Source organism: Stenotrophomonas sp. STEN009, from assembly GCF_056760395.1.
Window position 1 is genome coordinate 14021 of the sequence record NZ_JBRRES010000019.1, and the last position, 26936, is coordinate 40956.

24 protein-coding genes and 1 tRNA gene are annotated in these 26936 nt (G+C 66.9%); 10 read left to right on the forward strand and 15 right to left on the reverse strand.

Annotated features, from left to right (window positions below):
- Positions 1-28: 28 nt before the first annotated feature.
- Positions 29-409, forward strand: a complete 381-nt coding sequence (locus ACVOMM_RS10580) for a VOC family protein (protein WP_197601029.1) — start codon at positions 29-31, stop codon at positions 407-409.
- A 154-nt stretch (positions 410-563) separates the two neighbouring features.
- On the opposite strand, the gene ACVOMM_RS10585 is transcribed toward ACVOMM_RS10580, so the two are convergent.
- The 6 genes from ACVOMM_RS10585 to hutI all read right to left on the reverse strand — a co-directional run bounded on the left by ACVOMM_RS10585 (position 564) and on the right by hutI (position 9672).
- On the reverse strand, positions 564-2672 hold the full coding sequence (locus ACVOMM_RS10585) for a TonB-dependent receptor family protein (protein WP_481526210.1): 2109 nt from the start codon (positions 2670-2672) through the stop codon (positions 564-566).
- Positions 2673-2821: 149 nt separating this feature from the next.
- Positions 2822-4255: a serine hydrolase domain-containing protein gene (locus ACVOMM_RS10590; protein ID WP_481526211.1), complete on the reverse strand. Its 1434-nt coding sequence runs from the start codon at positions 4253-4255 to the stop codon at positions 2822-2824.
- A gap of 140 nt (positions 4256-4395) precedes the next feature.
- Positions 4396-6063 carry a urocanate hydratase gene (gene hutU / locus ACVOMM_RS10595; RefSeq protein WP_481526212.1) on the reverse strand — a complete coding sequence of 556 codons (1668 nt, stop codon included), beginning with the start codon at positions 6061-6063 and terminating at the stop codon, positions 4396-4398.
- Positions 6060-6914 carry an N-formylglutamate deformylase gene (gene hutG, locus ACVOMM_RS10600; protein WP_277380847.1) on the reverse strand — a complete coding sequence of 285 codons (855 nt, stop codon included), beginning with the start codon at positions 6912-6914 and terminating at the stop codon, positions 6060-6062. The genes hutU and hutG overlap by 4 nt, the downstream gene beginning before the upstream one ends.
- The gene (gene hutH / locus ACVOMM_RS10605; protein ID WP_180876871.1) at positions 6911-8452 is read right to left on the reverse strand and encodes a histidine ammonia-lyase; all 1542 of its coding nucleotides are present in this window, start codon (positions 8450-8452) and stop codon (positions 6911-6913) included. The genes hutG and hutH overlap by 4 nt, the downstream gene beginning before the upstream one ends.
- Positions 8449-9672, reverse strand: a complete 1224-nt coding sequence (hutI, locus tag ACVOMM_RS10610; RefSeq protein WP_481526213.1) for an imidazolonepropionase — start codon at positions 9670-9672, stop codon at positions 8449-8451. Before hutI ends, hutH begins: the two co-directional genes overlap by 4 nt.
- A 67-nt stretch (positions 9673-9739) precedes the next feature.
- On the opposite strand from hutI, the gene ACVOMM_RS10615 reads away from it, so the two are divergent.
- Complete coding sequence (locus ACVOMM_RS10615) at positions 9740-11110, forward strand: formimidoylglutamate deiminase (protein WP_481526214.1); 1371 nt, start codon at positions 9740-9742, stop codon at positions 11108-11110.
- Between the two features lie 27 nt (positions 11111-11137).
- Positions 11138-11866 carry a histidine utilization repressor gene (gene hutC / locus ACVOMM_RS10620; RefSeq protein ID WP_053515504.1) on the forward strand — a complete coding sequence of 243 codons (729 nt, stop codon included), beginning with the start codon at positions 11138-11140 and terminating at the stop codon, positions 11864-11866.
- Positions 11867-11890: 24 nt separating this feature from the next.
- On the opposite strand, the gene ACVOMM_RS10625 is transcribed toward hutC, so the two are convergent.
- The 3 genes from ACVOMM_RS10625 to ACVOMM_RS10635 all read right to left on the reverse strand — a co-directional run bounded on the left by ACVOMM_RS10625 (position 11891) and on the right by ACVOMM_RS10635 (position 13980).
- Positions 11891-12895: a restriction endonuclease gene (locus tag ACVOMM_RS10625; RefSeq protein WP_053515506.1), complete on the reverse strand. Its 1005-nt coding sequence runs from the start codon at positions 12893-12895 to the stop codon at positions 11891-11893.
- A gap of 237 nt (positions 12896-13132) precedes the next feature.
- A complete protein-coding gene (locus ACVOMM_RS10630; protein WP_481526215.1) occupies positions 13133-13624 on the reverse strand; it encodes a phasin family protein in 492 nt (163 codons plus the stop codon).
- Positions 13625-13704: 80 nt separating this feature from the next.
- Complete coding sequence (locus tag ACVOMM_RS10635; RefSeq protein WP_053515509.1) at positions 13705-13980, reverse strand: polyhydroxyalkanoic acid system family protein; 276 nt, start codon at positions 13978-13980, stop codon at positions 13705-13707.
- 124 nt (positions 13981-14104) lie between these two features.
- Here ACVOMM_RS10635 and ACVOMM_RS10640 point away from each other — a divergent pair, with 124 nt between their 5' ends.
- From ACVOMM_RS10640 to aroA, 4 genes are all read left to right on the forward strand, one after another.
- Positions 14105-14908, forward strand: coding sequence for an FHA domain-containing protein (locus ACVOMM_RS10640; RefSeq protein ID WP_065176024.1), 804 nt, complete (start codon positions 14105-14107; stop codon positions 14906-14908).
- A gap of 162 nt (positions 14909-15070) precedes the next feature.
- On the forward strand, positions 15071-16156 hold the full coding sequence (gene serC / locus ACVOMM_RS10645) for a 3-phosphoserine/phosphohydroxythreonine transaminase (protein WP_460255840.1): 1086 nt from the start codon (positions 15071-15073) through the stop codon (positions 16154-16156).
- Between the two features lie 52 nt (positions 16157-16208).
- Entirely contained in the window at positions 16209-17405 is a 1197-nt protein-coding gene (pheA, locus tag ACVOMM_RS10650; protein ID WP_180876859.1) for a prephenate dehydratase, read from the forward strand.
- A gap of 75 nt (positions 17406-17480) precedes the next feature.
- On the forward strand, positions 17481-18788 hold the full coding sequence (aroA, locus tag ACVOMM_RS10655) for a 3-phosphoshikimate 1-carboxyvinyltransferase (RefSeq protein WP_128987791.1): 1308 nt from the start codon (positions 17481-17483) through the stop codon (positions 18786-18788).
- Positions 18789-18961: 173 nt separating this feature from the next.
- Here the strand turns inward: aroA and ACVOMM_RS10660 are convergent, their stop codons facing one another.
- Positions 18962-19531: an energy transducer TonB gene (locus tag ACVOMM_RS10660; RefSeq protein WP_053515518.1), complete on the reverse strand. Its 570-nt coding sequence runs from the start codon at positions 19529-19531 to the stop codon at positions 18962-18964.
- A gap of 119 nt (positions 19532-19650) precedes the next feature.
- Positions 19651-20289, reverse strand: a complete 639-nt coding sequence (locus tag ACVOMM_RS10665) for an energy transducer TonB (protein WP_481526216.1) — start codon at positions 20287-20289, stop codon at positions 19651-19653.
- Positions 20290-20402: 113 nt separating this feature from the next.
- Here ACVOMM_RS10665 and serS point away from each other — a divergent pair, with 113 nt between their 5' ends.
- Positions 20403-21683: a serine--tRNA ligase gene (gene serS / locus ACVOMM_RS10670; protein WP_283219158.1), complete on the forward strand. Its 1281-nt coding sequence runs from the start codon at positions 20403-20405 to the stop codon at positions 21681-21683.
- A gap of 103 nt (positions 21684-21786) precedes the next feature.
- On the opposite strand, the gene ACVOMM_RS10675 is transcribed toward serS, so the two are convergent.
- On the reverse strand, positions 21787-22137 hold the full coding sequence (locus ACVOMM_RS10675; protein ID WP_481526217.1) for an SH3 domain-containing protein: 351 nt from the start codon (positions 22135-22137) through the stop codon (positions 21787-21789).
- Positions 22138-22288: 151 nt separating this feature from the next.
- Complete coding sequence (locus ACVOMM_RS10680) at positions 22289-22876, reverse strand: FMN-dependent NADH-azoreductase (protein ID WP_065176020.1); 588 nt, start codon at positions 22874-22876, stop codon at positions 22289-22291.
- A gap of 125 nt (positions 22877-23001) precedes the next feature.
- On the opposite strand from ACVOMM_RS10680, the gene ACVOMM_RS10685 reads away from it, so the two are divergent.
- Positions 23002-23994 carry a LysR family transcriptional regulator gene (locus ACVOMM_RS10685; RefSeq protein ID WP_053520355.1) on the forward strand — a complete coding sequence of 331 codons (993 nt, stop codon included), beginning with the start codon at positions 23002-23004 and terminating at the stop codon, positions 23992-23994.
- A gap of 67 nt (positions 23995-24061) precedes the next feature.
- Here ACVOMM_RS10685 and ACVOMM_RS10690 read toward each other — a convergent pair whose 3' ends face one another.
- Positions 24062-25408, reverse strand: coding sequence for a DUF7256 domain-containing protein (locus tag ACVOMM_RS10690; protein WP_283219161.1), 1347 nt, complete (start codon positions 25406-25408; stop codon positions 24062-24064).
- Positions 25409-25566: 158 nt separating this feature from the next.
- On the opposite strand from ACVOMM_RS10690, the gene ACVOMM_RS10695 reads away from it, so the two are divergent.
- Positions 25567-25656 (forward strand) — tRNA-Ser (locus ACVOMM_RS10695).
- A gap of 151 nt (positions 25657-25807) precedes the next feature.
- On the opposite strand, the gene ACVOMM_RS10700 is transcribed toward ACVOMM_RS10695, so the two are convergent.
- Positions 25808-26668 (reverse strand): DUF3800 domain-containing protein, encoded by an 861-nt coding sequence (locus ACVOMM_RS10700; RefSeq protein WP_263174944.1) that lies wholly within the window; start codon positions 26666-26668, stop codon positions 25808-25810.
- Positions 26669-26936: the final 268 nt, after the last annotated feature.

Consider the following 26936-nt stretch of genomic DNA (forward strand, 5'->3'; position numbering starts at 1 on the left):
CTGCTGCGTGCCCGGCAAGGACGTCCCCATGTTGCACCACCTCTCCCTCGGCGTCCGTGACCTCGATGCCGCAGGCCGCTTTTACGATGCCGCACTCGCCACGCTTGGGTTTCGCCGGGTCTTCGAGGACGAGACCGCGATCGGTTATGGGGTGGTCGATGATGAGGATGCGCTGTGCCTGAAGCTGCGTGATGACGCCGCAGCGCCGGGTCCCGGTTTCCACGTAGCGTTTGCCGCGGACTCGGCAGCGGCCGTGGATGCCTTCCACGCAGCCGCCGTGGCCAACGGGGGCGCTGACAACGGTGCGCCCGGCCTGCGCCCCGATTACGGTGACTTCTACTACGCGGCGTTCGTGGTCGACCCCGATGGCCATCGCATCGAAGCGGTGACCAAGACGCGGCCGGAGTGACGCAGCCAGGTGTTTCGGCGCCCGCACGCTGACAAGCACAAGCGCACGCAGCAGCTCACGCCAGCGATGGTTCGCGCGGTGGGACGCTGCCGGGTACGTCGTCGAACTGGCTGAAACGACGACGCCGGATCACACCCGGCGCCGCCCGAGGCGATCAATCGAAACGCCAGCGCACGCCTGCATAGATGCCCCGGCCTTCGCCAGGCGTGGAGCGGGCGACATCCCTGCCGGCGTCGTCGTAGCCCGGCGTGACCGTGGCCGCGTAGTGGCGGTTGCCGAGGTTGCGCATTTCCGCCCACGCCTGCCAGCGGCCACCGGGTGCGTCGTAGCCGATGCGGCTGCCGAAGATCACGTGGCTGTCGGCCCAGTAGCTGTTGGCGTAGTCCACCGCGATGCGCGAGGCGTATTCGGTGTTCAGCGCGGCGTACAGGCCGGAGGCATGATCGAAGCGCAGCTCGGCCTGGTAGCTGTGGCGCGGCAGGCCCGGCAGGCGGTTGCTGCCGAAGCGCGCGTCGTGGCGGTAACGGAAATCACTGAAGGTGTACGCTTGGCGCAACGACAGGCGCCCCGGCGCGGCCTGCCACAGCGTGCTGTCCAAACCGGCTTCGATGCCGCAGTGCACGGTGGGGCTGGCGTTGTTTTCTGCGATGAACAGGTTCGGCACCGGTTGCAACTCCACGCTCAGCAGCTCGTGGTTCACGTGCGCGTAGTAGCCGGTCAGTTCCCAGCGACCCAGCGCCGCGTTACCGCGCGCGCCCAGTTCCAGCGTGGTGGCGGTCTGGTTCTGCATCGGCACCGGCGCGCGCTGGCGGCCGCTGGACGGTCCGTTGCCCGGCCCGAAGTATTGGTTCGAGCCCCAGATCATCGACCAAGGATGCGGCGCTTCCACCGAGCGGCTGAGGTTGCCGAACCACTGGGTCTGCGCGCTGTGCTGCCAGGTGAAGCCCAGTCGCGGTGCGTAGTCCCAGTCGTGGTCGCGCAGGCGGCCGCCACTGCTCGGCCAGGTCACCTGCACATCGCGGCGGGTGTTGATCAACGCCAGCCCGGTCTGCATGCGCAGGCGGTCATTGAAGGCGAGGGTATTGCTGACGTGCAGTGTGCTGTCGGTGCCGTGGTGGCGGAAGTCACGCGTGCGCGTACCGGCGGCATAGCCGTTGCTGGCAAAGCGCAGCGACTCGCGCACATCGGCGTCCAGATCGTGGGTGACGCGCAGACCGATCGTGGTTTGGCTGTCCAGGCCGAACAGCCGGTGGCGGTGGTGGTAGTCCAGCGTGGCGTTGAGGTTGGCGTAGTCCAGCTGCTGGCGGTACAGGCTCTCGTTCAAGTCCATCGGATACGTGTGATAGACCAGCCCGGCCTGCAGCGAAGAATCCTCGTCGATCTGCAGCGTGGTGACATTACCGACCCAGGTACTGCCCGGCTGCGGGCGGCGCGCATCGATGGCCAGGTTGGCCGCGTTCGCCGCATGCGGATCGTTGCGGATCTGATCGCGGGTCAAGCGACCGGGCGTTTCGTGATTGGTTTCGCGGTAGCGAACGAAGAAACGCGTCTGCAGGTCGGGCGTGATCTGCCAGCCGATGTTGGCCATCGCGCCCTTGCCGTCGCCGCGCGCATGGCGCTGATAACCATCGAACTCGGTATCGGTGTAGGCCAGGAAGTAATCGAGATCGCCGTTGACACCGCCCCAGCTGATGCCGCGTTTCTGGTAGCCACGGCTGCCCGCTTCGTAGTGCAGCTGCACGCCGGCCGAATCACGGCCGCTGCGGCTTACATAGTCGATGGCACCGCCCAGCGCCAGCGCGCCGCGCTCGAAGCCGTTGGCGCCGCGCAGCACCTCTACCCGCGACAGCCACAGCGGTTCCAGCAGTTCGTAGGGCGTGCCGCCGGGGCCGGTCAACGGCAGGCCGTCGATCGATACGGCGATGCCCGAGGCATGTGCGCCCGGGCCGCGATTGATGCCCGAGCCACGGATCGAGACCTTGGTGCCTTCGTTGCCGGGCGATTGCGCACTGATGCCCGGCTGGAAGGCGAGTACATCGGCACTGCCGGCCAGTCGGCTGTCGGCCTTGGCCACGTCGATGACGTTGCTGGCGCCGGGTACGCGCTTCAGCGCTTCGCGTGCCTGTGCGCTGGCATCGGCCGCAGTGACCTGCACGGCATCAAGGGTGGTGGCCTGCGGAGCGGCCTGGGCGGTTGGGGCCAGGCCAAACGAGACGGCCAGGAACAGCAGCGACGGGGTAGGGCAGTAAGGCGCGAGCGACATGCGGAAATGCTGTAAACCACGAAAGTGGCGCGAAAGTTAACAGGTCGACGGCGCCACGTCACCCATCACCGGCGTATGGGGCTGGTGCACCTGTAGAGCCGAGCCCATGCTCGGCTGCTTTTTTTACGGAGCCGAGCATCGGCTCGGCTCTACAAAGACGGTTTCGCCAGCGCCTTCGACTTCGCATACAGCCGCTCTGCGACATCCTTCTCACCCAATGCCGCATGACACTCGGCCAGGCTGTCCCACACATTGGCCGAATCCGGATACAGCTCGGTGTTGAGGGCGAATACCTTCAACGCGCTGCGCGCACCGAGGTTCGCGAAGATGGCGTAGCCATCGCTGTTGATCGCACGTTCCAGCTCGCTGCCGGTGACGCCGTGGTCGTCGCGCAGCCAGGCCCGCATTGCCTGTGCAGCCCCTGCGTCATCGTCCAACGCATAGGCAATCAGGCGTTCGGACAGCGCAGCGTGCGGAAACACCTTGGGTGCGGCGACGGCCATCGTGCTCTCCACCAGGGTGCTCGACCAGACGTTGCGGGCGCTGCCGTTGGTGAGGTACACGAACAGCCAGTAGCCGCTGGCCAGGGTGTCCTTGTACGCCAGCCGCGCGCGCACGCGGGTGCCACCATCATGACCGACCTGGGTGTAGCCATCGCTGCGCGTGGTATCCCAGCCGGTGGAGAAGAAATTGCTCCGGCCATCGGTCAGCCTCTGCGGCTGCCAGAGCTTTTCCAGTGTTGCCGTACGCAGCAGCTTGCCGGTGGCCAGCGCCTGCAGGAAACGGTTCATGTCGCCCACGCTGGTCTGCAGATCCGCATGGCCCCAGCCGTAGTCCGGCCACGGGTCTTCGTTGGCCGGCTGCAGCTGCCCATCCTTGCCGATGTACGGCACGGCCGCGCGCAGGGCTGGCACGCTGGCGACACCCCACGAGGTGCTGGCCATCTTCAACGGCTGCAGGATGCGTTCGCGGGCGATCGCCGGGTAGGGCCTGCCGTAATGCGTTTGCAGCAATGCGGTCAGCACCAGATAGTTGGCCTGCGTGTACTGCACGCGGCTTCCGGTGGCGAACTGCATCGGTGCCGCGCCGGCCACCTTCAGTGCAGCGGCAAGATCTGGCGCCACACCCGTGTAGCCCTTGCTCAGCCAGCGGTTGTCCACCCGCTCGTAGTACTCGCCGATACCGGAGCTGTGGTTGAGGAAATCACGCACACGGATCGCCTGCCATGCTGCGGGCAAGCCCGGCACGTAGCGGCTGGCGGGTGCATCCAGATCCACCTTGCCCTCATCGACCAGCTGCATCACCAGCGTGCTGGTCAGCAGCTTGGCCATCGACTGCGCGGCGAAGATGGTATCGACGGTGGCCGGTGAATGGGTAGCGGGATCACGTTCACCGCTGGCGCCTTGGTACAGCACCTGGCCGTTGTGTGCGACCAGTACCGCCTGGCCGGCGATGCCATAGCGTTCGCGGTTGGCCTGCAACTGCGCATCCATCCGGGTCGGAAGATCGTTGCGAACATCCCCCGCCAGAGCAGGCAGGGCAACGGTCAAGGCACAGAAGAGCGCGGCAAGGGCGCGGTACATCGCGATGATCCGTCAGTGGCGATGGCGCATCTTGGTCAGCGGCGGGGGCGGGGTCAAGCGCATGGCGCCGGGCCATGCCCGGCATCGCAGGAACCGCCACCGGGAGCGCCGGGCCATGCCAGGCGACACCCGGGTCACGATCAGCCCAGAATTCCCGGCAGATCCAGTCCCTTCTGCTTCGCGCACTCGATCGCAATCTCATAGCCGGCATCGGCGTGGCGCATCACACCGGTGGCCGGGTCGTTCCACAGCACACGACCGATGCGCTTGGCGGCCGCCTCGGTGCCATCGCAGACGATGACCATGCCGGCGTGCTGCGAGAAGCCCATGCCCACGCCGCCGCCGTGGTGCAGCGATACCCAGGTCGCACCGCTGGCGGTGTTGAGCAGCGCGTTCAGCAGCGGCCAGTCGGAGACTGCGTCGGAACCGTCGGCCATGGCTTCGGTTTCGCGGTTCGGCGAAGCGACGCTGCCGCTGTCCAGGTGGTCGCGGCCGATCACCACCGGCGCCTTCAGCTCACCGTTGGCGACCATTTCGTTGAAGGCCAGCCCCAGCCGATCGCGGTCACCCAGGCCCACCCAGCAGATGCGCGCCGGCAGACCCTGGAACTTGATCTTCTCGGCGGCCATGTCCAGCCAGCGGTGCAGGTGCGGGTTGTCCGGAATCAGCTCCTTCACCTTGGCATCGGTCTTGGCGATGTCTTCCGGATCGCCACTCAGCGCGGCCCAGCGGAACGGGCCGATGCCGCGGCAGAACAGCGGACGGATGTAGGCCGGAACGAAGCCGGGGAAATCGAAGGCATTGGCCACGCCTTCTTCCAGCGCCATCTGCCGCAGGTTATTGCCGTAATCGACGGTCGGCACGCCCAGTGCGTGGAAGCCGAGCATGGCGCGGATGTGGTTGGCCATCGAGGCACGCGCGGCCTTTTCCACTTCCTTCGGCGCGGAAACCCGCTTCTCGTCCCATTGTTCGACGGTCCAGCCCTGCGGCAGGTAGCCGTTCACCGGGTCGTGCGCGGAGGTCTGGTCGGTCAGCAGGTCCGGCTTCACGCCGCGCTTGAGCAGTTCGGCCAGCACATCGGCAACGTTGCCGAGCAGGCCCACCGATTTCGGCGTGCCCGCCTTGCAGGCTTCATCGATCAGGCGCAGGGCTTCGTCCAGGTTGTCGGTCCAGGTGTCCAGGTAGCCGGTGCGCAGGCGCATGTCGATGCTGCTCCTGCGGCACTCGACCGCCAGGCAGGAGGCACCCGCCATCACTGCCGCCAGCGGCTGCGCGCCGCCCATGCCGCCCAGGCCGCCGGTGAACAACCACTTGCCGGTGAGATCGCCGCCGAAGTGCTGGCGGCCCATTTCCACGAACGTCTCGTAGGTGCCCTGCACGATGCCCTGGGCGCCGATGTAGATCCAGCTGCCGGCGGTCATCTGGCCGTACATGGCCAGGCCCTTCTTATCCAGCTCGTTGAAGTGGTCCCAGTTGGCCCAGCGCGGCACCAGGTTGGAGTTGGCGATCAGCACGCGGGGCGCATCAGCATGCGTGCGGAACACGCCCACCGGCTTGCCCGACTGCACCAGCAGGGTCTGGTCATCGTCCAGGCGCTTGAGCGTTTCGACGATGGCATCGAAGCTCTCCCAGTCGCGCGCGGCGCGGCCGATGCCGCCGTACACCACCAGTTCCTGCGGCCGTTCGGCCACGTCCGGATGCAGGTTGTTCATCAGCATGCGCAGCGGTGCTTCGGTCAGCCAGCTCTTGGCGTTGAGCGTGGTGCCGGTCGGTGCGGCAAGGGTGCGGGACGGGTCGTTGCGGGTCATGCGGCGCTCCGGTTCGTAGCAAATTCAAGGCAGGCATTGAGCACCTGCGCCAGGGTGTGGCGCAGCGGTGCGGCGTGGTCGGGGTCGAGCGGGGTGGGCCAGCTGTGCTCGTCCACCTGGTCCGGCAGGGGTTCGTGCATGTAGCCGCGACAGGCCAGCTCCATCTGCAGGCTGTGCACGCCGCCGGCCACGTTGCTGTAGTGGCGGGTGATCCAGCCGCCCTTGAAGCGGCCGTTGCGCACCTGGCTCATGCCGCTGATCTTCAGCAGGTTCTCCACCACGTCGCTCAGTGCGTTGTCGCAGGAGGTATCCGGTGCGCCGGACGGACCGGCGGTGCCGAGATTGAACTGCGGCAGTTCACCGTCGAACAGGTGTGGAATGTGCGAGCGGATCGAGTGCGCGTCATACACCACCACCGTGCCGTGACGTGCGCGCAGCCGCGCGATCTGCGCGGCCAGCGCGTCATGGTAAGGCGCGAAATAGGTGTCCCGACGGCGCGCGATCTCCGCTTCGTCCGGCTCGCGCCCGGCGTGGTACAGCGGCTGGTTGTCGAAGGTGGTCAGCGGGCACAGGCCGGTGGTGTTCTGGCCCGGGTACAGCGATACCCCGCTGGGATCGCGGTTGAGATCGATCACCGAACGCGAGATCGCCGACCGCACGGTGGTCGCGCCCATGCCGCGTGCGAAGTCGTACAGTTCGTGCACCCACCAGTCGGCGTCGCGACGCGCCAGCCATGGCGAGTGATAGTCGCCGATCAGATCGTGCGGCAGCTCGCTGCCGGTATGCGGGAAGCTGACGATCAGCGGGGCATCGCCCTCGTGCACCGTCAGCCAGTCGGGCTGGGCATTCATGCCTGCGGCTCCACGGTCGGCAGGACAGCCTCCAGGCCCCGTGCCAGCGCGCCGCTGCGCACGAGCGAGGTGGCAACCACCATGTCCGGGTGGAAGTAGCGGTCGTCCTGCAGGGTCGGCACCTGCGCGCGCAGGGTGGCGCGCACGTTCTCCAGTGCAGCGCTGGAGCGCAGCGGCGCATGGAAGTCACAGCCCTGTGCGGCGGCCAGCAGTTCGATGCCGATCACATTGGCCGCGTTCTCGGCCATCTGCATCAGCCGGCGCGCACCGTGCGCGGCCATGGACACGTGGTCTTCCTGGTTGGCCGAGGTCGGGATCGAATCCACACTGGCCGGATAGGCCCGCTGCTTGTTCTCGGACACCAGCGCGGCGGCGGTCACCTGCGGAATCATGAAGCCGGAATTCAGGCCGGGGCGCGGGGTCAGGAAAGCCGGCAGGCCGGACAGTGCCGGATCCACCAGCATGGCCAGGCGGCGTTCGCTGATCGAACCGATCTCGCACACCGCCATCGCCAGCATGTCGGCCGCGAAGGCCACCGGCTCGGCGTGGAAGTTGCCGCCGGACAGCGCCTCGCCGGTGTCGGTGAACACCAGCGGATTGTCGGACACGCCGTTGGCTTCGATTTCCAGCGTGGTGGCGGCCTGGCGCAGGATGTCCAGTGCCGCACCCATCACCTGCGGCTGGCAGCGCAGGCAATACGGATCCTGCACCCGCATGTCGTTGTCGCGATGCGATTCACGGATGCCCGAGTCCTGCATCAGCGTGCGCAGCGTGGCGGCCGTGGCGATCTGTCCGCGCTGGCCACGAATGGCATGGATGCGCGGATCGAACGGTGTATCCGATCCCTTCGCCGCTTCCACCGACAGTGCGCCGGTGACCAGCGCGGCCTGGAACACGGTCTCGATCTCGAACAGGCCGGCCAGCGCATAGGCGGTGGAGAACTGGGTGCCATTGAGCAGGGCCAGGCCTTCCTTTGCGCCCAGTTCAACCGGCTGCAGGCCGGCCCGCGCCAGTGCGTCCCGGGCCGGCAGCCGCTCATCGCCGATGAAGGCTTCGCCCACGCCCAGCATCACGCTGGCCAGGTGCGAAAGCGGTGCGAGGTCACCCGATGCGCCGACCGAGCCCTGCGCCGGCACCACCGGCAACACGCCCTTGACCAGCATCGCCTCCAGCAGCAGCAGCGTCTCCTCGCGCACACCGGAAGCCCCCTGGGCCAGGCTGACCAGCTTCAGCGCCATCATCAGCCGCACCACGCTGGCGGGCATCGGCTCACCCACGCCTGCGGCGTGCGAAAGAACGATGTTCCGCTGCAGCGTGGCCAGGTCTTCGCGCTCGATGCGCACGCTGGCCAGCTTGCCGAAGCCGGTATTGATGCCGTACACCGGCGCACCCTTGGCGACGATGGCCGCCACGGCGGCGGCACTGGCGCGTACCACCGGCAGCGCCGCCGGATCCAGCGCAAGCGGCGCACCGCGATAGACCTGTCGCCACTGGGCGAGGGTGACATGGCCGGGGCGAAGAACCAGGGTGTTGCTCATGTGTTGCTCCAGGAGGCAGGCAGGTCGGGCTGACCGCGCACCACGCGCGCGTGCAGCGGGTTGAATCCAATGCGGTAGACCAGGTCGGCCGGCGCGTCGATGTCCCAGATCGCCAGGTCGCAGTCCATGCCCACGGCCAGGCGCCCGATGCGGTCGCCATGGCCCAGCGCACGCGCTGCTTCGCGGGTGAAGCCGGCGATGCACTCGTCCACCGTCAGGCGGAACAGGGTCGCGCCCATGTTCATCGCCAGCAGCGGGCTGGTCAGCGGCGAGGTGCCCGGGTTGCTGTCGGTGGCCAGTGCCAGCGGCACACCCGCTGCACGCAGCGTGGCAATCGGCGGCGGGGTGGTATCGCGGGTGAAATAGAACGCGCCCGGCAGCAGCACGGCAACGGTGCCGGCCGCCGCCATCGCGGCGATGCCGGCGTCATCCAGATGTTCGATGTGATCGGCCGACAGCGCGCCGAAGCCGGCGGCAAGCTCTGCGCCGTGCTGGTTGCTCAACTGCTCGGCATGGATCTTCACCGCCAGTCCGTTCGCGCGTGCGGCGTCGAACACCTGCCGCGCCTGCGCAGGGGAGAAGGCGATGTTCTCGCAGAACACGTCCACGGCTTCGGCCAGGCTCTCGGCCGCGATGGCCGGAATCATCACGTCGCAGACCTCGTCGATGTACTCCTGCGCCTGGCGGCCCGGGGGAACCGCATGGGCGCCCAGGAAGGTCGGCACCACATTCACCCGGCATTCCTCGCCCAGCGCGCGTGCGACCTGCAGCTGCTTGCGCTCGTCGTCCAGGGTCAGGCCGTAGCCGGACTTGATCTCGATCGTGGTCACGCCCTCGGCGCGCATCGCCAGCAGGCGAGGACGGCTCTCGGCGGCAAGCTGGGCTGGCGTTGCGGCGCGGGTGGCGCGCACGGTGGAGACAATGCCGCCGCCCGCGCGGGCGATGTCGGCATAGCTCACACCTTGCAGGCGCTGCTCGAATTCGTTGGCGCGGTTGCCGGCGTAGACCAGGTGGGTGTGGCAGTCGATCAGGCCGGGCGAGACCCAGCGGCCTTCGCCGTCGATGCGGGTGGTCGGCTGCAGATGGGCATCGCTGCCGACCGGGCCGACGTGGACGATGCGGCCGCCCGCGCAGGCCAGCACGCCGTCACGGAGGACACCCAGGCCCTCACCGTCGAGGGTGATCAGATGGACGTTGGACCAGAGGATATCGACATGCATGGCATCCACACTGCGGCTGTGCTTATATGTCTATACAATATAGGTGTCCATTTCGGGTTGTCCAGCCATGTCCGATTCGCGTTCCCCGTCCTGTTTCCATGCCGCCCACGCGCTGCTCGCCGATGGCTGGGCCCGCGATGTCCGCCTGCAGGTGCAGGCGGGGCGCATCGCCGCGATCGACGTGGGGCAGCCCGCGCAGGATGGGGATGCCCGGGTCGGCATCCTGGTGCCGGGCCTGCCGAACCTGCACAGCCATGCGTTCCAGCGCGGCATGGCCGGCCTGACCGAGATCGGGGGCGGCGACGGCGACAGTTTCTGGAGCTGGCGCGAACTGATGTACCGCTTCCTTGCCCGCCTGCGCCCGGACGCAGTGCAGGCCATCGCTGCCCAGGCATACATGGAGATGCTGGAAAGCGGCTTCACCCGTGTCGGCGAGTTCCATTACCTGCACCACGATACGGAGGGGCGGCCCTACGCCGACCGGGCCGAGATGAGTGCACGTATTGCCGCAGCCGCGGCACAGACCGGCATCGGCCTGACCCTGCTGCCGGTGTTCTATGCCCACGCCGATTTCGGTGGTGCAGCGCCGAACCCGGCCCAGCGTCGGCTGATTCACGACGTGGACGGTTTTGCGCGGCTGCTGGAGGGTGCCCGTGCTGCGCTGGCCGCGTTGCCCGATGCGGTGCTGGGCATCGCCCCGCACAGTCTGCGGGCCGTCACCGGCGATGAACTGGCAGCACTGCTGCCGTTGAACGAGGGCCCGGTGCACATCCACATCGCCGAGCAGGTGCGCGAAGTCGACGCCTGCCTGGCGTGGAGTGGACAGCGTCCCGTGCAGTGGCTGTACGCGCACACCGAGGTGGACGCTCGCTGGTGCCTGGTGCACGCCACCCACATATCCGATGACGAGCGCGCCTCCATCGTCGCCAGCCGGGCCGTCGCCGGCCTGTGCCCGATCACCGAAGCCAATCTGGGGGATGGCCTGTTCCCGATGCAGGCGTTCGCACGCGAAGGCGGGCGCTTTGGCGTGGGGTCCGATTCCAACGTGCTGATCGATGCGGCCGAGGAACTGCGCCTGCTCGAATACGGCCAACGCCTGGCGCTGCGCGGGCGCAACGTGCTGGCTGCCGATGCCAGCCGCAGCAGCAGCAGATTCCTGTTCGAGGGCGCGCTGCACGGCGGCGCACAGGCGTTGGGTGTGGCCGCAGGTCTGCAGGTCGGGGCCAGTGCCGACCTGCTCGAACTGGACGCCGCACACCCCGCGCTGCAGGCGCGACGGGATGACGCATGGCTTGACAGCTGGGTGTTCGCCGCACGTAATGGCGCGCTGCGATCGGTCTGGCGCAATGGCCGCCAATGCGTGGCCGAAGGCCGCCACCTCCAGCGCGAGGCGATCACCACCGCCTTCGCTACCGCCCTGCGCGGCGTGCTGGGCTGATCGCTTCCCGCCATCGAGACCTGTCACGTGAAGGCCAGCAAGTCCGCCACGCTCAACCAGCGCATCCGCAGCGACCTGGAAAGCCGCATTCTCAGCGGAGAGTGGGCGCCGGGTTTCCGCATCCCCTATGAGCACGAACTGATGGAGCAGTACGGCTGCTCGCGGATGACCGTCAACAAGGTGCTGACCGCGCTGGCCGAGAGCGGCATGATCGAGCGTCGCCGCCGGGCCGGTTCGTTCGTCGCCCGGCAGCCACCGCATCTGGAACAGGTGGCGCTGGAGATTCCGGACATCGCGATGGAGGTCGGCTCGCGTGGCCACCAGTACGGGTACCGGCTGCTGCAGCGCGAGCTGCGCCTGGCCGACGCCGGCAATGCCGGTGAAGTGGAGCTGGCCGGCAGTGAAATGCTGCTGGCGATGCGCTGTCTGCATCTGGCCGACGGCCGCCCGCTGGCGTTGGAGCACCGGTTGATCAGCCCGGTGGGTGTACCGGAGGTGCTGGAGGTGGACTTCAGCACCACCGCGCCGGGCAGCTGGCTGCTGCAGAACGTGTCCTGGACCCGGGCGCAGCACCGCATCAGCGCGTGGGGTGCGGACACGGCGTCTGCCCGCCTGCTGGACGTGAAGCCGGGCACCGCCTGCCTGGTGATCGAACGCCTGACCTGGCGGGGCGAACAGCCCATCACCCGCGTGCGCCAGGTGTTCCTCGGCGACGCCTGGGATCTGGTGGCCCGCTTCGCGCCCGGCGCGCGCTAGCGCGCACGCTTCCGCGCGTTCAGATCAATACGTCGCGCACTGCCGCCAGCGCACCGGCTCATCCACGCCGGGGCGGGCATTGAGCTGCACGCGCACCGTGCGCAGCGCGGGGTAGCGCAGGACCTGTGTGCAGACGCGCGGCCACACATCGTCAAGTTCGCCGGTGCGGTTGATCGCCAGGGTCTGCCGGGTCAGCCAGACGCCGCTGGCAATGCCGGGCTGGCCAGCCAGCGCCCGGGCCAGATCCGCCTGGTAGCGGTCAAGGGTCGCCATATCCGGGTTGGGGTCGCTGTGGCCATCGTCTGCCGGCGTGGAAACGGCAGCAGCAGGCGCTGCCGCTGCCGGTGCGGGCGCCTGGGAGACAGCGGCAGGCGCCGCGGCGGCGATGTCGGCGGAGGCAGGGGCGGTCACCGCCTGCGGCGCCGGTGACGCCAGGTGCAGGCCCTGCAGGCCGAGGCCGACCAGCAGGCCGACGGTTACCGAGGCCAACGCGGCAATGGCGATGCGACGCAGGGCCTCGTGGCGTGCAGTGGCGCGCACGCGCGCATCGATGTCGGCCGGCAGATAGGGCTGCAGCAATGGCCACAGGCGCGGGCCGTCCAGCACCTCCACGGCCTGCAGCTCGGCGGCACTACGGCCATCGCGCTGGATCCGGCCTTCGGTGATCAGCACGCCGCCCTTGGCCCCGGCCAGCCGCGCTGCCGCGCCCAGTTCGTTCACCGCAGCGGTACCGATGCGATAGGCCAGGCCATGCTTGCAGGACACCCGCCAGGTATTGGGGCCATCGCTGAGCAGGAAATCGCTGCTGGGCTCGCGGGCATCCTCGGCAGGAACCTCCAGTTCGCGCAGGCCGCGCTGCTCGCGCAGCATCCGCTTGACCAGCGCGGAGAACTCCCGCCAGTGCATGCCGGCCAAGGCCTGCAGGCCCAGTTGCATCTCCTTCTGCCGCCGCTTGATCCACCACAGGTGAACGACGGCCAGGGAGCAGATAAGCAGGGCCGACAGCAGGGCCAGAATCCAGGGAAGCATGCAGGGAGAGCGCGGAAGGGGCGAAAACGGAAGCAGACAGTGTAAAGCGCGCACTGCCTGGCAGGGTCAGGACGTTCCCCACAGCAAGCGTGATGGAACGCTCAGATCGGCGTTCCGCAGGCACGAAAAACCCGCCAATCCTGAAGCCGTGAGGGGAGGGAACAAACGGCAGGCGAAGCGATTGGCGGGTTGCTCGCGATTGTCAGGCAAATTTTATTGCATTGCAACAATCCATCGTCAGGGCACGCTGCCCGGCGACTGGTGGCTGCCCGGCGCCGGCGCATCGCTGCCCGAGGCCGCCCGCGTCTCCAGCTTGGCCAGGCGCGCATGCAGGGCGTCCAGGCGTGCCTCCAGCGCGGTGAGCTCGTCGGCGGTGGGCACATGCAGGCGCTTGAGCACGCCCTGCACCTGGTCGTCGAAGGCCTTTTCGACCTTGTTCCAGGTGCCCGAGGCCTTCTCGCGCGCCTCATCCAGCGAGGACTCGACGTTGTCGCGCCATCCCGGGCCCTGCTCGCTGGCGCGCTCACGGCGGCGGGCCTCCCAGGCCTCGCCTTCCTTCACCAGCCCATCGAAGAAACGGCTGCCTTCGGCCTGTGCCCGGCCCAGCGCACCCAGTCCGGCCAGCCAGACCTGCTGGGCCGAATGGCTCAGCTTGCGTGAGAAGCGTCCGGCCTGTTCACCAAAGGTGGCGTCGTCGTCGCGGCGGTCGTCGTTTTCGTAGCGGTTCATCGCACTTCCCGTGGGAGTTGGACCTGCCCCGAGAGTAGCGCGCGCCGCCGTTGCAGGGCCGTGACGGCCGCTGTCGTGGTTCAGCCCAGCTTTTCCTTCAGCACGCGCTGGATTTCGCTTTCGACCATGCCTTTCATTGCCGACAGCAGGAAGCCGAGCTTGGCGGTCACCCGCACGGCGCCCGGCTGCAGCTCGATCGCGCCGTCCACGCCGCTGCCGGAGAAATTCAGCACATCGGCGCTCCACGAGGACTTCAGGCCAAAGCGCTCGGCCAGCTTGGCGGCAACCTGTTCGATCGCCTCGCGCGCCTGTGCGTCGGGCAGGGCGTGGGCGTGGCGGACATCGATGGTGGACATGCAGGCTCCTGGCGCAGGGCGGGGTGATCAGAGAGGGCGAGCATTGTGCGCATCGATCGCGTCCGCGCCAAGCGCTCATCCGGGGTTCTTCTTCGATGCCGGCCAACCTGCTAGGCTGCGCCGCGTGCAGAACCTGCTTGTTCACTTCAGTCAACAACAACAGCCCGACCAGCCGCTGCGGCCCGGGGTGCAACGCATCGTGCGCCATGCCAACGGCAGCGTGCGGCTGGGCGAAGCAGGCAACGGCGCGTTGCTGCTGGCGCAGTTCTGCATGGATGATCGCGGCCTCTGGCTCCAGGTCGGCAACGGCATCCGCGGCATCCATGTCAACGGCCGTCCGGTACGGCGCATGGCGCTGCTGCGCGCCGGCGATGCGGTGTATGTCGATGGCGTGGAAATGGTCCTGCGGGGCGAAGCCGAGAGCCTGCTGCAGGCGCCGTCACCGGACGGCGAGGATGCCGGCGACGAGCAGCGCCTGTTGCGGGGCGTCGGTGGCCTGCACCATGGCCGCAGTTTCACCTTGTCGCGCGCCCGCGTGATCGGCCGCGGCACCGAGGCCGACATCGCCATCGACGATCCGGCGTTCGCCGAACAGCACGCGCGCGTGGAAGTGCACGGCGATCGCGTCCTGCTGCGTGACCTGGGCAGCGCCGATGGCACCTGCGTCAACGGCGTGGCCGTGCGCCACTGCTGGCTGCAGCCGGGCGACCAGGTGGTATTCGATGGCCAGCACCGTTTCGTGCTGGAAGTGCCGCGTGATCCGCGCCGGCGGCCGCTGGCGGCCGAGGATGAGTCCAGCCACGAGGCCGAACGGGCGCCTGCCGAGCCCCTTCCTCCGCGCCGGGTCCGCCGCTGGCCGTGGCTGCTGGTCAGCGCACTGCTGCTGGCTGCGCTGCTCAGCCTGCTGCTCTGGTTCGGCGCGCGCTGAGCCTGTCGTCTCCGTGCTTCGGGCAGGCGCCGGCCCAGGTCGGCGACTGCCGGCGCAGTGCCGCGGGCGATGGATTCCGATGAAACCAAATTTCCCTTGCCGCGCAAGGCCGCAAGGCTGGTGCACTGCGGCATACTAGGGATCTTGCCCCACAGGTGTGACATGACGCGCGCGTTCAACTTCAGTGCCGGCCCTGCAACCTTGCCGGAATCGGTCCTGCGCCAGGCGCAGGCGGAAATGCTGGACTGGCACGGTACCGGCGCCTCGATCGTGGAAATGAGCCATCGCGGTGCGGAATTCATGTCCGTCGCCGCCGAGGCCGAGGCGGACCTGCGCCGCCTGCTCGACATTCCCGAGGACTACGCCGTGCTGTTCCTGTCCGGCGGCGCCACCACCCAGCAGGCGTTGATCCCGCTGAATTTCGCAAGCCCCGGCCAGCGTGCCGACTACGTGGTCAGCGGCCACTGGGGCAGGACGGCGGTCAAGCAGGCCGGCCCCTATGTGGACGTCAACATCGCTGGCAGCAGCGAGGACGGGGGCTACCGCGAGCTGCCCGCGCGCAGCACCTGGCAGCTTTCGCCCGATGCGGCCTATGTGCACATCACCGCCAACGAGACCATCCACGGCGTCGAGTTCCGTGACGTGCCCGATACCGGCGATGTGCCGCTGGTGGCCGATTTCAGTTCGTCCATCGCCAGCGAACCGCTGGATGTGCGCCGCTACGGCGTCATCTACGCGGGCGCGCAGAAGAACCTGGGCCCGGTCGGCATCGCGGTGATGATCATCCGTCGCGACCTGCTGGAGCGCAGTGGCCAGCCGCGCGCGGACATCTTCGACTACCGCTCGCACGTGGCGCGCGACTCGATGCTCAACACCCCGCCCACCTGGAACTGGTACCTGGCGGGGCTGGTGTTCAAGTGGATGCTGGCTGAAGGCGGCGTGGCCGAGTTCGCCCGGCGCAATGCGGCCAAGGCCGCGCTGGTGTACGGCGCCATCGATGCGTCCGGCGGCTTCTATCGCAATGAAGTCGCGCACGCGGCGCGTTCGCGGATGAACATCCCGTTCTTCCTGCCCAACGCCGACCTCGATGCGCGTTTCGTCGCCGAGGCCAAGGCCGCCGGGCTGCTGGCGCTGAAGGGTCACAAGGTGGTCGGCGGCATCCGTGCTTCGCTGTACAACGCCATGCCGCTGGCGGGTGCGGAGGCGCTGGTCGCCTTCATGGCCGCGTTCCAGCAGCGCTACGGCTGAGCAATGAACGGCGCGCACCGTCGGGTGCGTGCCCACGCAACAGGGAATTCCGATGGCAAGCAAATCCAGCAAGAAGGCGCCGAAGCAGGCCGCACCGACCAAGGACAGCGCTGCGTCCAAGGGCACGTCCAAGGCCAGGGCTGCATCGACGCCGGCCCCCACCCAGGCGCCGCTGGCACTGGCCGACGTGCGTTCGAAGATCGACCAGATCGACCGCGACATCCAGCGCCTGATCGCCGAGCGCGCGCAGTTCGCCCACCAGGTCGGCAAGGCCAAGGGCAAGCTTGCCGCCGCCGTCGATTACTACCGCCCCGAGCGCGAAGCACAGGTGCTGCGCATGGTGGTGGACCGCAATGAAGGCCCGCTCAGCGATGAAGTGCTGGTGCACGTCTATCGCGAGATCATGTCGGCCTGCCTGGCCCAGCAGGAGCCATTGAAGATCGGCTACCTCGGCCCGGAAGGCACCTTCAGCCAGCAGGCCGTGCTCAAGCATTTCGGTCGCTCGGCGCTGGGCCTGCCGTTGGCCAGCATCGAAGAAGTCTTCCAGGAAGTGGAAGCGGGCAACGCCGATTTCGGCGTGGTGCCGGTGGAGAACTCGGGGCAGGGCACCATCCAGATCACCCTGGACATGTTCCTGACCTCCAACCTGAAGATCTGCGGCGAAGTGGAACTGCGCGTGCAGCAGTACCTGATGTCGCGCAGCGGCCGCATCGAGGACATCGAACGCGTCTACGGCCACCCGCAGTCGTTCATGCAGACCTCGGCGTGGATGCGCGCCAACCTGCCCAAGGCCGAGAAGATTCCGGTCTCCAGCAACGCCGAAGGTGCACGCCGCGCGCGCAACGCCGACGATGCGGCGGCCATCGGTGGCGAAAGTGCCGGCCACGTGTACGGCCTGAAGAAGGTGGTGACCAAGCCGATCCAGAACGATGCCGACAACACCACCCGTTTCCTGGTGGTGGGCCGCAACATCTTCCCGACCTCCGGCCATGACCGTACCTCGGTGCTGGTCTTCATCCATGACAAGCCGGGTGCGCTGTTCGACGTGCTCAGTCCGTTCGCGCGGCACGGCATCAGCATGAACCGCATCGAGTCGCGGCCTTCGCACCACGGCAAGTGGGAGTACGGCTTCTTCATCGACCTGGCCGGCCACATCGACGACGCGCCGATGCAGGCCGCGCTGGCCGAACTGGAAGCACACTCGGCGCAGATCAAGGTCCTCGGCTCCTATCCGGTGGCCGTGCCCTGATGCCTGCCGCGGGGGCCGCGGCCACCGCCCCTTGATGCACCGCCGGCCCGCCGGCGTCTACGGAATGATCGAACGATGAGCAACGCGCAACACTGGATCGCCCGCAAGGGCCAGCCGCTGCAGGGCAGCCTCACCATTCCCGGCGACAAGTCGGTTTCGCACCGTTCGGTGATGTTTGCCGCGCTGGCTGACGGCACCTCTCACATCGAGGGTTTCCTGGAAGGCGAAGACACCCGCGCCACCGCGCGCATCTTCAGCCAGCTGGGCGTGCGCATCGAAACCCCCAGCCCGTCGCAGCGCATCGTCCACGGCGTCGGCATCGATGGCCTGCAGGCGCCCAGCGCAGCGCTGGACTGCGGCAACGCCGGCACCGGCATGCGCCTGCTGGCGGGCCTGCTGGCCGGGCAGTCGTTCGACTGCACCCTGATCGGCGACGAATCGCTGTCCGGCCGGCCGATGCGCCGTGTCACCGGCCCGCTGTCGCAGATGGGGGCGAAGATCGATACCCAGGACGATGGCACGCCGCCGCTGCACGTGCATGGTGGCCAGGCACTGCACGGCATCGCGTTCACCTCGCCGGTGGCCAGCGCGCAGATCAAGTCGGCGGTGCTGCTGGCGGGCCTGTACGCACAGGGCGAAACCAGCGTCGTCGAACCGCATCCCACCCGCGACTACACCGAGCGCATGCTGTCCGCGTTCGGCGTGCAGATCGAGTTCTCGCCGGGCAAGGCGCGCCTGCACGGTGGCCAGCGCCTGCGTGCCACCAACATCGCGGTGCCTGCCGATTTTTCCTCGGCAGCGTTCTTCCTGGTGGCCGCCAGCATCATTCCCGGCTCCGAGCTGCGCCTGAAGCAGGTGGGCCTGAACCCGCGTCGCACCGGCCTGCTGCATGCACTGCGGCTGATGGGGGCGGACATCACCGAAGAAAATCCAGCCGAGCAGGGCGGCGAGCCGGTCGCTGACCTGGTGGTGCGCTACGCGCCGCTGAAGGGCGCGCGCATTCCCGAAGCGCTGGTGCCGGACATGATCGATGAATTCCCGGCACTGTTCGTCGCCGCCGCCGCCGCCGAAGGCAAGACCGTGGTGAGCGGCGCAGCAGAGTTGCGGGTGAAGGAATCGGATCGCCTGGCAGCGATGGCCACCGGCCTGCGCGCGCTGGGCATGCAGGTGGATGAAACCGAAGACGGCGCGACCCTGCATGGCGGCACGCGTCTGGGCAGCGGCACCATCGAAAGCCACGGCGACCATCGCATCGCCATGGCCTTTGCCATTGCCGGCCAGATCAGCGACGGCGAAGTGCGGATCAACGACATCGCCAACGTGGCCACCTCGTTCCCAGACTTCGACGGCCTGGCACGTAGCGCCGGATTCAACCTGGCCTGACCTGCACCGCAACCGCCGGGCCACGCCCGGCGGATCGCATTGCGCGGTAGGTGCCAACCTTGGTTGGCACGCTCATATCGCCCGGTAGGTGCCAACCTTGGTTGGCACGCTTTTCCGCATAAAATGACGGAGGCCGAAGCCTCCGTCGAACATCACGAACCCCTCGTCCGCGATCAACGCTGCTCGGTACGGAAATCCACCGGGACCCGCACCACACTGGCCACAGCACGGCCATCCTGCATGGCCGGCTGGAACTTCCAGTTCTGCACCGTGCGCAGGACCGCACGATCCAGGTCACGGCTGCGTTCGCCACTGCGCGACACGATCGCGGCATTGGTGACGTTGCCGCGGGTATCCACATCAAGGCTGGCGATCACGCTGCCCTGCACACCGTTACGAAGCGCAGCTGCCGGATAGTCCGGCTTGCTGTTGCTGGCGAGCGGGCGCGCCTCGCGGTTGCGTACCGCCGGCACTGCCTTGCGCTCGCTCGTGGCCGGCGTGGCCTGTCGTGCGGCAGGTGGTGCCGTTTCGGCAACAGGCGTCTGTTCAGTGGCTGGCAGCATGCGCTCGCCGACCGGTGCAGGCGCCACCTCATCCGGTCCGGAATAGCGCAGCCAGAGCAGCGCGGCCGCGAACATCGCCACGATCAGCGCGACCCACAGCCAAGGCGATGTGGCCCGGCGCGGCGTACCGTCCTGCTGCATCTGCGGCGAATGAAGGTCTTCATGGGTGGTGACAGTCATCGCAAACTCCTTACGTCGGTTGACGACGTGCCGAGTGTTGCCCGAGGCCACGAAGAAAAGTGTCAGTGTTGCGTCAACGCAACCGGGAGGGTTCAGTTTGCCTTCCGGTATGCGTTCAGTTACTGCGTCTTGAAGTCGAACGGCACTTCAATGGTGCCCGGCACCGCCTGCCCGTTGCTCTGCGCCGGGGTGAAGCGCCAGCGGCGCACCGCGTCGGTCGCTGCGCGGTCCAGGTCACGCGAGCCGCTGCGCTGGATGACGGTGACGTTGTTCGGATAGCCCGTAGCGTCCACCTCTACCCGCACCACCACACTGCCGGTTTCGCCCGCACGCAGTGCGGCGGCTGGATAGGCCGGCGGCGGCGATTGGCCCGCGATCGGCATGGGCTGGCTGCCGCCACCGGCGACCGGCACGGTGCCGGGCGCAGCGGGTACCGGTTCAGCCATTGCAGGCGGCGGGGGCGGAGCGGTTTCCACCAGCTTCGGGGCGTCTTCCGGTGCCGGCGCCGGCTTGGCGTCGGGCATGTCGCTGGACCCGGCTGCCGCCGGCAGGGGTTCCGGCAGAGGCTCCACCTGGGCGGTTTCCTGCGGCGTCTGTGCCGCAGGGTCGGCGCGGAAGAATTCCTTGTCGCGGCCGGTCAGCCAGACCACCACGAACAGCAGCACCCCCACGCCGAAAGCGATGCCGGCGATCTTCAGGGCGTTGCGCGGAATATGCACAGTGAACGACTTGGCGGACGACGAGCGGGGTGCAGACATGGACCGGACCAGTACGGAATAGCCCGATTCTGCCACGGCCCGAATGAACCGGGCGGCAGAAATCCGCATAACAGGCGATAATCCCGGTCCTGACACCCACCACGACACCTGCCATGCTTGATCCAGCCCTGCTCCGCCACCAGCCCGCCGACCTCGCCGAACGCCTGCGCACCAGCCGCGGCTTCGAGCTCGACGTGTCTGCCCTGGAGTCCCTGGAGGCCGATCGCAAGCGCATCCAGGTGCGGACCCAGGAGCTGCAGAGCCTGCGCAACAGCCGCTCCAAGGCCATCGGCCAGGCCAAGGCCAAGGGCGAGGACGTCTCGGCCATCATGGCCGAGGTCGCCGCCTTCGCCGACGAACTGAAGGCGTCGGAAGTGGCGCTGGACGAGCTGCGCGAGAAGATCGAAGCAATCTCGCTGGGTATTCCGAACATTCCGGCCGACGACGTACCGGCCGGTGCCGACGAGAACGACAACGTCGAGCAGGCGCGCTGGGGTACCCCGCGCCAGTTCGATTTCAAGGTGCTGGACCACGTCGAACTGGGCGCCCGCAACGGCTGGCTGGATGGCGAAACCGCCGCCAAGCTGTCCGGTTCGCGCTTCACCGTGCTGCGCGGCCCGATCGCGCGCCTGCACCGTGCGCTGGCCCAGTTCATGGTCGATCTGCACACGGGCGAACACGGCTACGAGGAAACCAACGTACCGCTGCTGGTCAACGCCGAATCGCTGCGCGGCACCAGCCAGCTGCCGAAGTTCGAGGATGACCTGTTCAAGACGGCCGTTGGCGAGTCCACGCGCTACCTGATCCCCACCTCGGAAGTGCCGCTGACCAACATCGTGCGCGACGAGATCGTCGATGCCGAGCGCCTGCCGCTGCGCATGACCGCGCATTCGATGTGCTTCCGTGCCGAGGCGGGCAGCGGCGGCCGCGACGTGCGCGGCATGATCCGCCAGCATCAGTTCGAGAAGGTCGAGCTGGTCTCGATCTGCCAGCCGGAAGACAGCGAGGCCGAGCACCAGCGCATGACCCGCTGTGCGGAAGTCGTGCTGGAAAAGCTGGGCCTGCCGTACCGCAAGGTGCTGCTGTGCACCGGCGACATGGGCTTCGCGGCGGTGAAAACCTACGATCTGGAAGTCTGGCTGCCGTCGCAGGAAACCTACCGCGAGATCTCCTCGTGCTCGAACTGTGGTGACTTCCAGGCCCGCCGCATGCAGGCGCGCTGGCGCAACCCGGCCACCGGCAAGCCCGAGCTGGTGCACACCCTGAACGGCTCGGGCGTGGCGGTCGGCCGCGCGATGATCGCGGTGATGGAGAACTACCAGAACGCCGACGGCAGCATCACCGTGCCGGAAGCGCTGCGCCCGTACATGGGTGGGCTGGACACCATCGCCTGACAACCGGCTCAGGTGGGTGCCATGCTTGCATGGCACCGAATCCACGCATGGCGTGGATCTGCAATGCGGCTACATCCACGCCCTGCGTGGATGAGCCCCGCGATCACTCCACAACCCGCACCTTCTCCAACGGCACCCATCCCGCTTCGCCCGCCTCGGGCATGCACCACGCCCAACCATTCAGTGTGCGCAGCCCGCGCAGCCTCTGCCCCGGATTCACATCCAGTTCCCGCGCGCAGTAATCCTCCGTGGCAAACGCTTCACCCTGCGCATCGCGACCGATCACCGGTGCTGGCACGAAGCCAGACTGCTGCCCCTCGGCCTGGCACAGGAACCAGTCCTCCCAGCCCTCCGGTCCTTCATAACGCTCGCCCACCACCAGCGCCTGGCCGCGGAGCAGGGTGATCGGGTGTGGGAATTCGCTGCGGTGCGTGGTCGTCACGATGTAGTTCATGGCCCACTGTACCGTCTCCGCCGCGGGGCAGGCCCCCCCCCCACCCCCCGAGGGGGGGCGCGGGGGGGGGGGGGGGGGGGGGGGGGAGGGGAATCCCGGCCCGCGTTCAACGCCCAGACGAGGAGAGAGGGGCGCTGAACGCTGGAACGCGTTACGCCGTTGCCGCTTCCGCCGCCTCATGCGAGGGCAGTGCAGCCAGTGCACCGGCAATGGCGTCTTCGCGGTGCTGCGGCGAGTAGGCGATGCCCTCGGCACGCACGAACTCGACCTCATTGATGCCCATGAAGGCGAACACCTGGCGCAGGAACGGCTCCTGGAAGTCGGCCGGCGAATCGGTGTAGATGCCGCCACGGCTGCTGGCGATGATCACCCGCTTGCCACCGGCCAGACCCACCGGGCCATTCTCGGTGTACTTGAAGGTGCGGCCGGCCACGGCCACGCGGTCGATCCAGGCCTTCAGGGTGGAGGGGATGCTGAAGTTGTACATCGGCGCGCCGATCACCACGACATCGGCATCGAGGAACTGCTGCATCACCTGTTCAGCATCGGTCGCCTCGGCCGCATCGGTCTTGGCCAGCGAGCTGCTGCGCAGATGCGGTACCGGATTGGCGTCAAGATCGCGATAATCGACCTGCAGGCCGTCGATCTGGTCCTTGAACCGGGCCACCACCGCCGCCGACAGCTGGCGGGAGACGGAATTGTCGCCAAGCACGCTGGCGTCGAGATGCAGAAGCTTCATGGCAGTCACCTATGTTCTGGAAGGAGGGGGCGGGTTTGCCGCCGACGGAGAGAACGATAGGTTGTTGCAAAGGCGGAATAAAGGTGGTTGAATGCCACGTATTGTTCTAGATATGGAACTCGGGTATGCATGACCTGAATGATCTGTACTACTTCGCGATGGTGGTCGACCACGGCGGATTTGCCGCCGCCGAGCGTGCGCTGGGCATCCCCAAGTCGCGCCTGAGCCGCCGTATCAGCCAGCTGGAGACCGACCTGGGCGTGCGCCTGCTGCAGCGCTCCACGCGCCGCTTCGCGGTCACCGACGTCGGCACCAGCGTGCACCGTCACGCGCAGACCATGCTGGCCGAAGCACAGGCCGCACGCGAAGTGGTGGACCGCCTCAGTGCGGAGCCGCGCGGCGTGGTCCGCGCCAGCGTGCCGGTGTCGTTGGCGCAGATGCAGCTGCCCAAGCTGCTGCCCAAGTTCCTGGAGCAGTACCCGAAGGTGCGGCTGCAGCTGAACATCAGCAACCGCCGCGTGGACATCATCAACGAAGGCTACGACGTGGCCCTGCGCGTGCGCTCGCGCCTGGACGACGATGGCAGCCTGGTGATGCGCAGCTTCGGCCAGGTGCAGGAACTGCTGGTGGCCAGCCCGAAGTACCTGGACCGTGCCGGCCGCCCGAAGGAGCCGGAAGAGCTGACCCAGCACGTCACCCTCAGCATCAGCGAGGACGAAGCGCGCCAGCGCTGGGAGCTGCATGGCCCGGAAGGCGAAGTGCGCCGGGTGGACCTGCAGCCGCGCGTGGCCGGCTTCGACTTCCCGCTGCTGCAGAGCATGGTGAAGGACGGCTTCGGCATCACCATGCTGCCGGAAACCGTGTGCGCCGATGCCGTGCGCAATGGCGAACTGGAAGTGGTGCTGCCGGACTGGTCGCTGCCACAGGGCGTGTGCCACGCCGTGTTCGCCTCGCGTCGCGGCCTGCTGCCGGCGGTGCGCGTGTTCATCGATTTCCTGGCCGAGCACCTGCCGCCGCAGCTGGAGGCCTCGCGCCTGCATTGCGACGGCGCCTGCGAGAAGGCCAAGGAACGCATCAAGGCCAGCGCGCTGGGTGCGCTGGCGGTGGATGCGGGCTGAGCCGCGCGCGAATAGAGAATAGAAGCCCCGGCCATGTCCGGGGGCTTCTTGTTTCAATGCGTAGCTGTCATCCGCAAGCCCAATCGATCTTCATCTGTTCAAGATCGAGCTGGGCGTTGCCGCAGCCAAAGTTGAAGCCACCGAAGCCTTCCTCGAACTCGAGGTAATAGGGGCCGAACTCAGGGTAGCCCTGCTGGGGCAGCATTGTTCCACCGAGGTGGGCAACGGAATCCCAGCGACTCAGATTCAGTTCTTGTCCGAGATCGCTGAATGCCTCGATGTATCCACTGATGGCGCATTCGCTTTCCCATTCACGGGGCGATCTGCCCACATTGGGATCATCAGCGCGGATGACCGCGTTGATCGGCAACGCGACTGACGGATTGGCAGCATCGCCAATTCCCGCGCCCGGAATAGGGTCGTCCCCGTTTCTGGTGTACAGCCAGCTGTCGTGGAAGTAGCTGGCGTAGTCCTTCTCTATCCAACCGGGCGGGTCTTCCAGCAGGGTCGAGAGCGACTTGGGGGGCAAGCTCAGTTCGCCTTCAAATTCCTGCTGTGTGAGCCAGATCGCACAGTACTGTGTGCCGAGGATGTCCTCCATGGTGCGGCTGTGGGGATGCTTGGCATGGCGGTAATGCCAGAAAGGAAGCAGGTTGCTGTCATCGGGCGGTGTCATTGCAAGCGGACTGTCAAAGAACGCAGCGATCTCCTCCACGTGCGACAGCTCCTCCTGCTGATCGTCGACAAACATGCACAGGGCAATCCATTGCTCTCCCTTGACTCGGTACTCCGGGGGCAGGTGCAGGGTGAAGGCGTGTCGCAGTGGCTGCCCGTTGCTTGCACTGAGCGGCCATTGCGCGGAGGAGATGCCCGGTGGCAGGCCGAGGGTCCAACCGCCGCTCCATTCGTCGCCCCGGTCGACCCTGGGGAGTATCCGTTGCGGACCCAGCTCCAGGTCGAAGGCATTGGTCAGCGTCGGATCGAATACGGGGAGGGCTGGCTCACAGTAGACGGCACCAGGATTGTCGAGGCGCACGCTCCTGACCGTGTTGTCCTGTGTGCTCACGTTCGCGGTGACCTTCATCCCACCGTCCGAGATGAAGCCATAGCGCGTCCGCCCGGCCTCTGTCGTATCAGGATCTTCCGGAAGTGCTGTCAGGCGAGGGTTGGCGGCCAGAGCATCGCTGATGAACATGCCCGTGCGCAATCCTTCAATCAGGAGCGTCCTTGGCATCGAACAGGAGAACAGGACATATCCAACGGCACGCTCCTCATCCAGTCGGGCGAACACATCCTTTGTCAGGCAGGTCAGACGGCCCTGTTCATCCGGCTCGCGCCAGCGATTTCCCAGTAGCTTGGCCAGCGCGCTGGCGGGCATGCCAGGCCGGATGGAGAGAAGGTCGAGAGAGTTCATGTGGGCCATTGCCGAGCGGAAATGAGCAGGCTAGTGGTCTAGGACGGTGCTAGCCATGAACATTGTTGCGACTTGGAGGTCGAGCCGTGGCGGGGGCCTTGGGCATTTCCTCCGGCCGTGCGAGAATGCGTGGCCGGCCAGCAGTGCCGGGCCGATACGGAGAGATGGCCGAGCGGTTTAAGGCACCGGTCTTGAAAACCGGCGAAGGGTTAAACCTTCCGTGGGTTCGAATCCCACTCTCTCCGCCAATCATTTATGCAAGTTCATGCTTGCCATCAAGCATCCCGCCAAGCTGGCTGGATGACTTCAATGAGTTTTCGTCTATCGACTGATGGATAGGTTCGGTCGCGCTGCTAGGCGGCTGGGGGCATGGAGCCGGCACTCCAGGCCGACCGTGAGTTAGGCGGGGATTCCGTACCTCTTGGCGACGTTGCGAGCTGGGCGGCAGCACGTGCCGTCGAGCAGGGCGTTGAGAGTCGCATTCGCCGCGCCCTTATGTAGAGCCAACTTTTTAATTGGCGTTCTTTGGTAAAGCCGACGAAAGCACTCGGCATAGAACTGTCGTACGACCGCCGGGGTGTCCGGCTTGTACCCGCCCTCAATCTCAAAGAAGCGCCGGAGGCAGAGGATGACTAGGTCCGACAGCTGGACGAGGAGATTGCGTGTCGAGTCGAGGGGATAGCTGAACTCGGCAATCCACTTTGTTCTGCACGCCACTGGACTCCCGAAGCGGCGTCGTTGGGTTATTTCCGCAATGGCATGAGTGTGCTCATCCTTCTTGTCGATAATCAGCATCCCCCTCGCTGTGCGGCCCAGACCTTCTGAAACCCTATGGTCGATCTCGGTAATCATGTAGTCGTACGCGAGGGTATAGGGCGTGCTTGCGTGGGTGGGAAGGGCGGCGACATTGATCGCGAGGGCGGCTGCAAGTTTCGACTTGTCTATGGCAATGTAGTGGACGTGATGCTTCCGCGACTCGATTACGCTGAGAAGATCTCGTACAAGTTGCAAGCGCCGCTCAATCAGGTGGCCCGCAAAGGGACCTTCACCATTGGGCGAAAGCAACTCGCACCCATGTAGCTCAAAGGCAGCTGGAGGTGCACCGCCGAAATAGTCGTTGAGGAGGTCGGACAAAGCGGCGTAGGTTGTGTTCCACCCTTCATCGCGCAGGTTGACCCCTCCAAGCACAAATACTGGTTGCTGGGCGTCCGCCAAGTTCGCGCCGGTATCGCCCGACTCGTCCAAGTAGAAGAAGTGCATCCCTTGCTCCTTCCCGCGATTGCATTTACATGGTTGGGTTGATCAAGATTAGTTCAACGAGGGTGTTTGTCGTGGGTTTCGGATTGAACTCTGCGCCTTCCCAAGGGCATGCCGGCAGAAGCCGCAGTTGAGCAGTCCGATTCGACAGGTCTCACAGCATCAGCCGCTTCCACCATGTGGAAGCAGGCGCTGAACACACGCTTCTCCGCACCACTCGTGGTGCCGGAGGTACCCGGGGTGTAACCGGAAACAACCACCCTATAGTGCT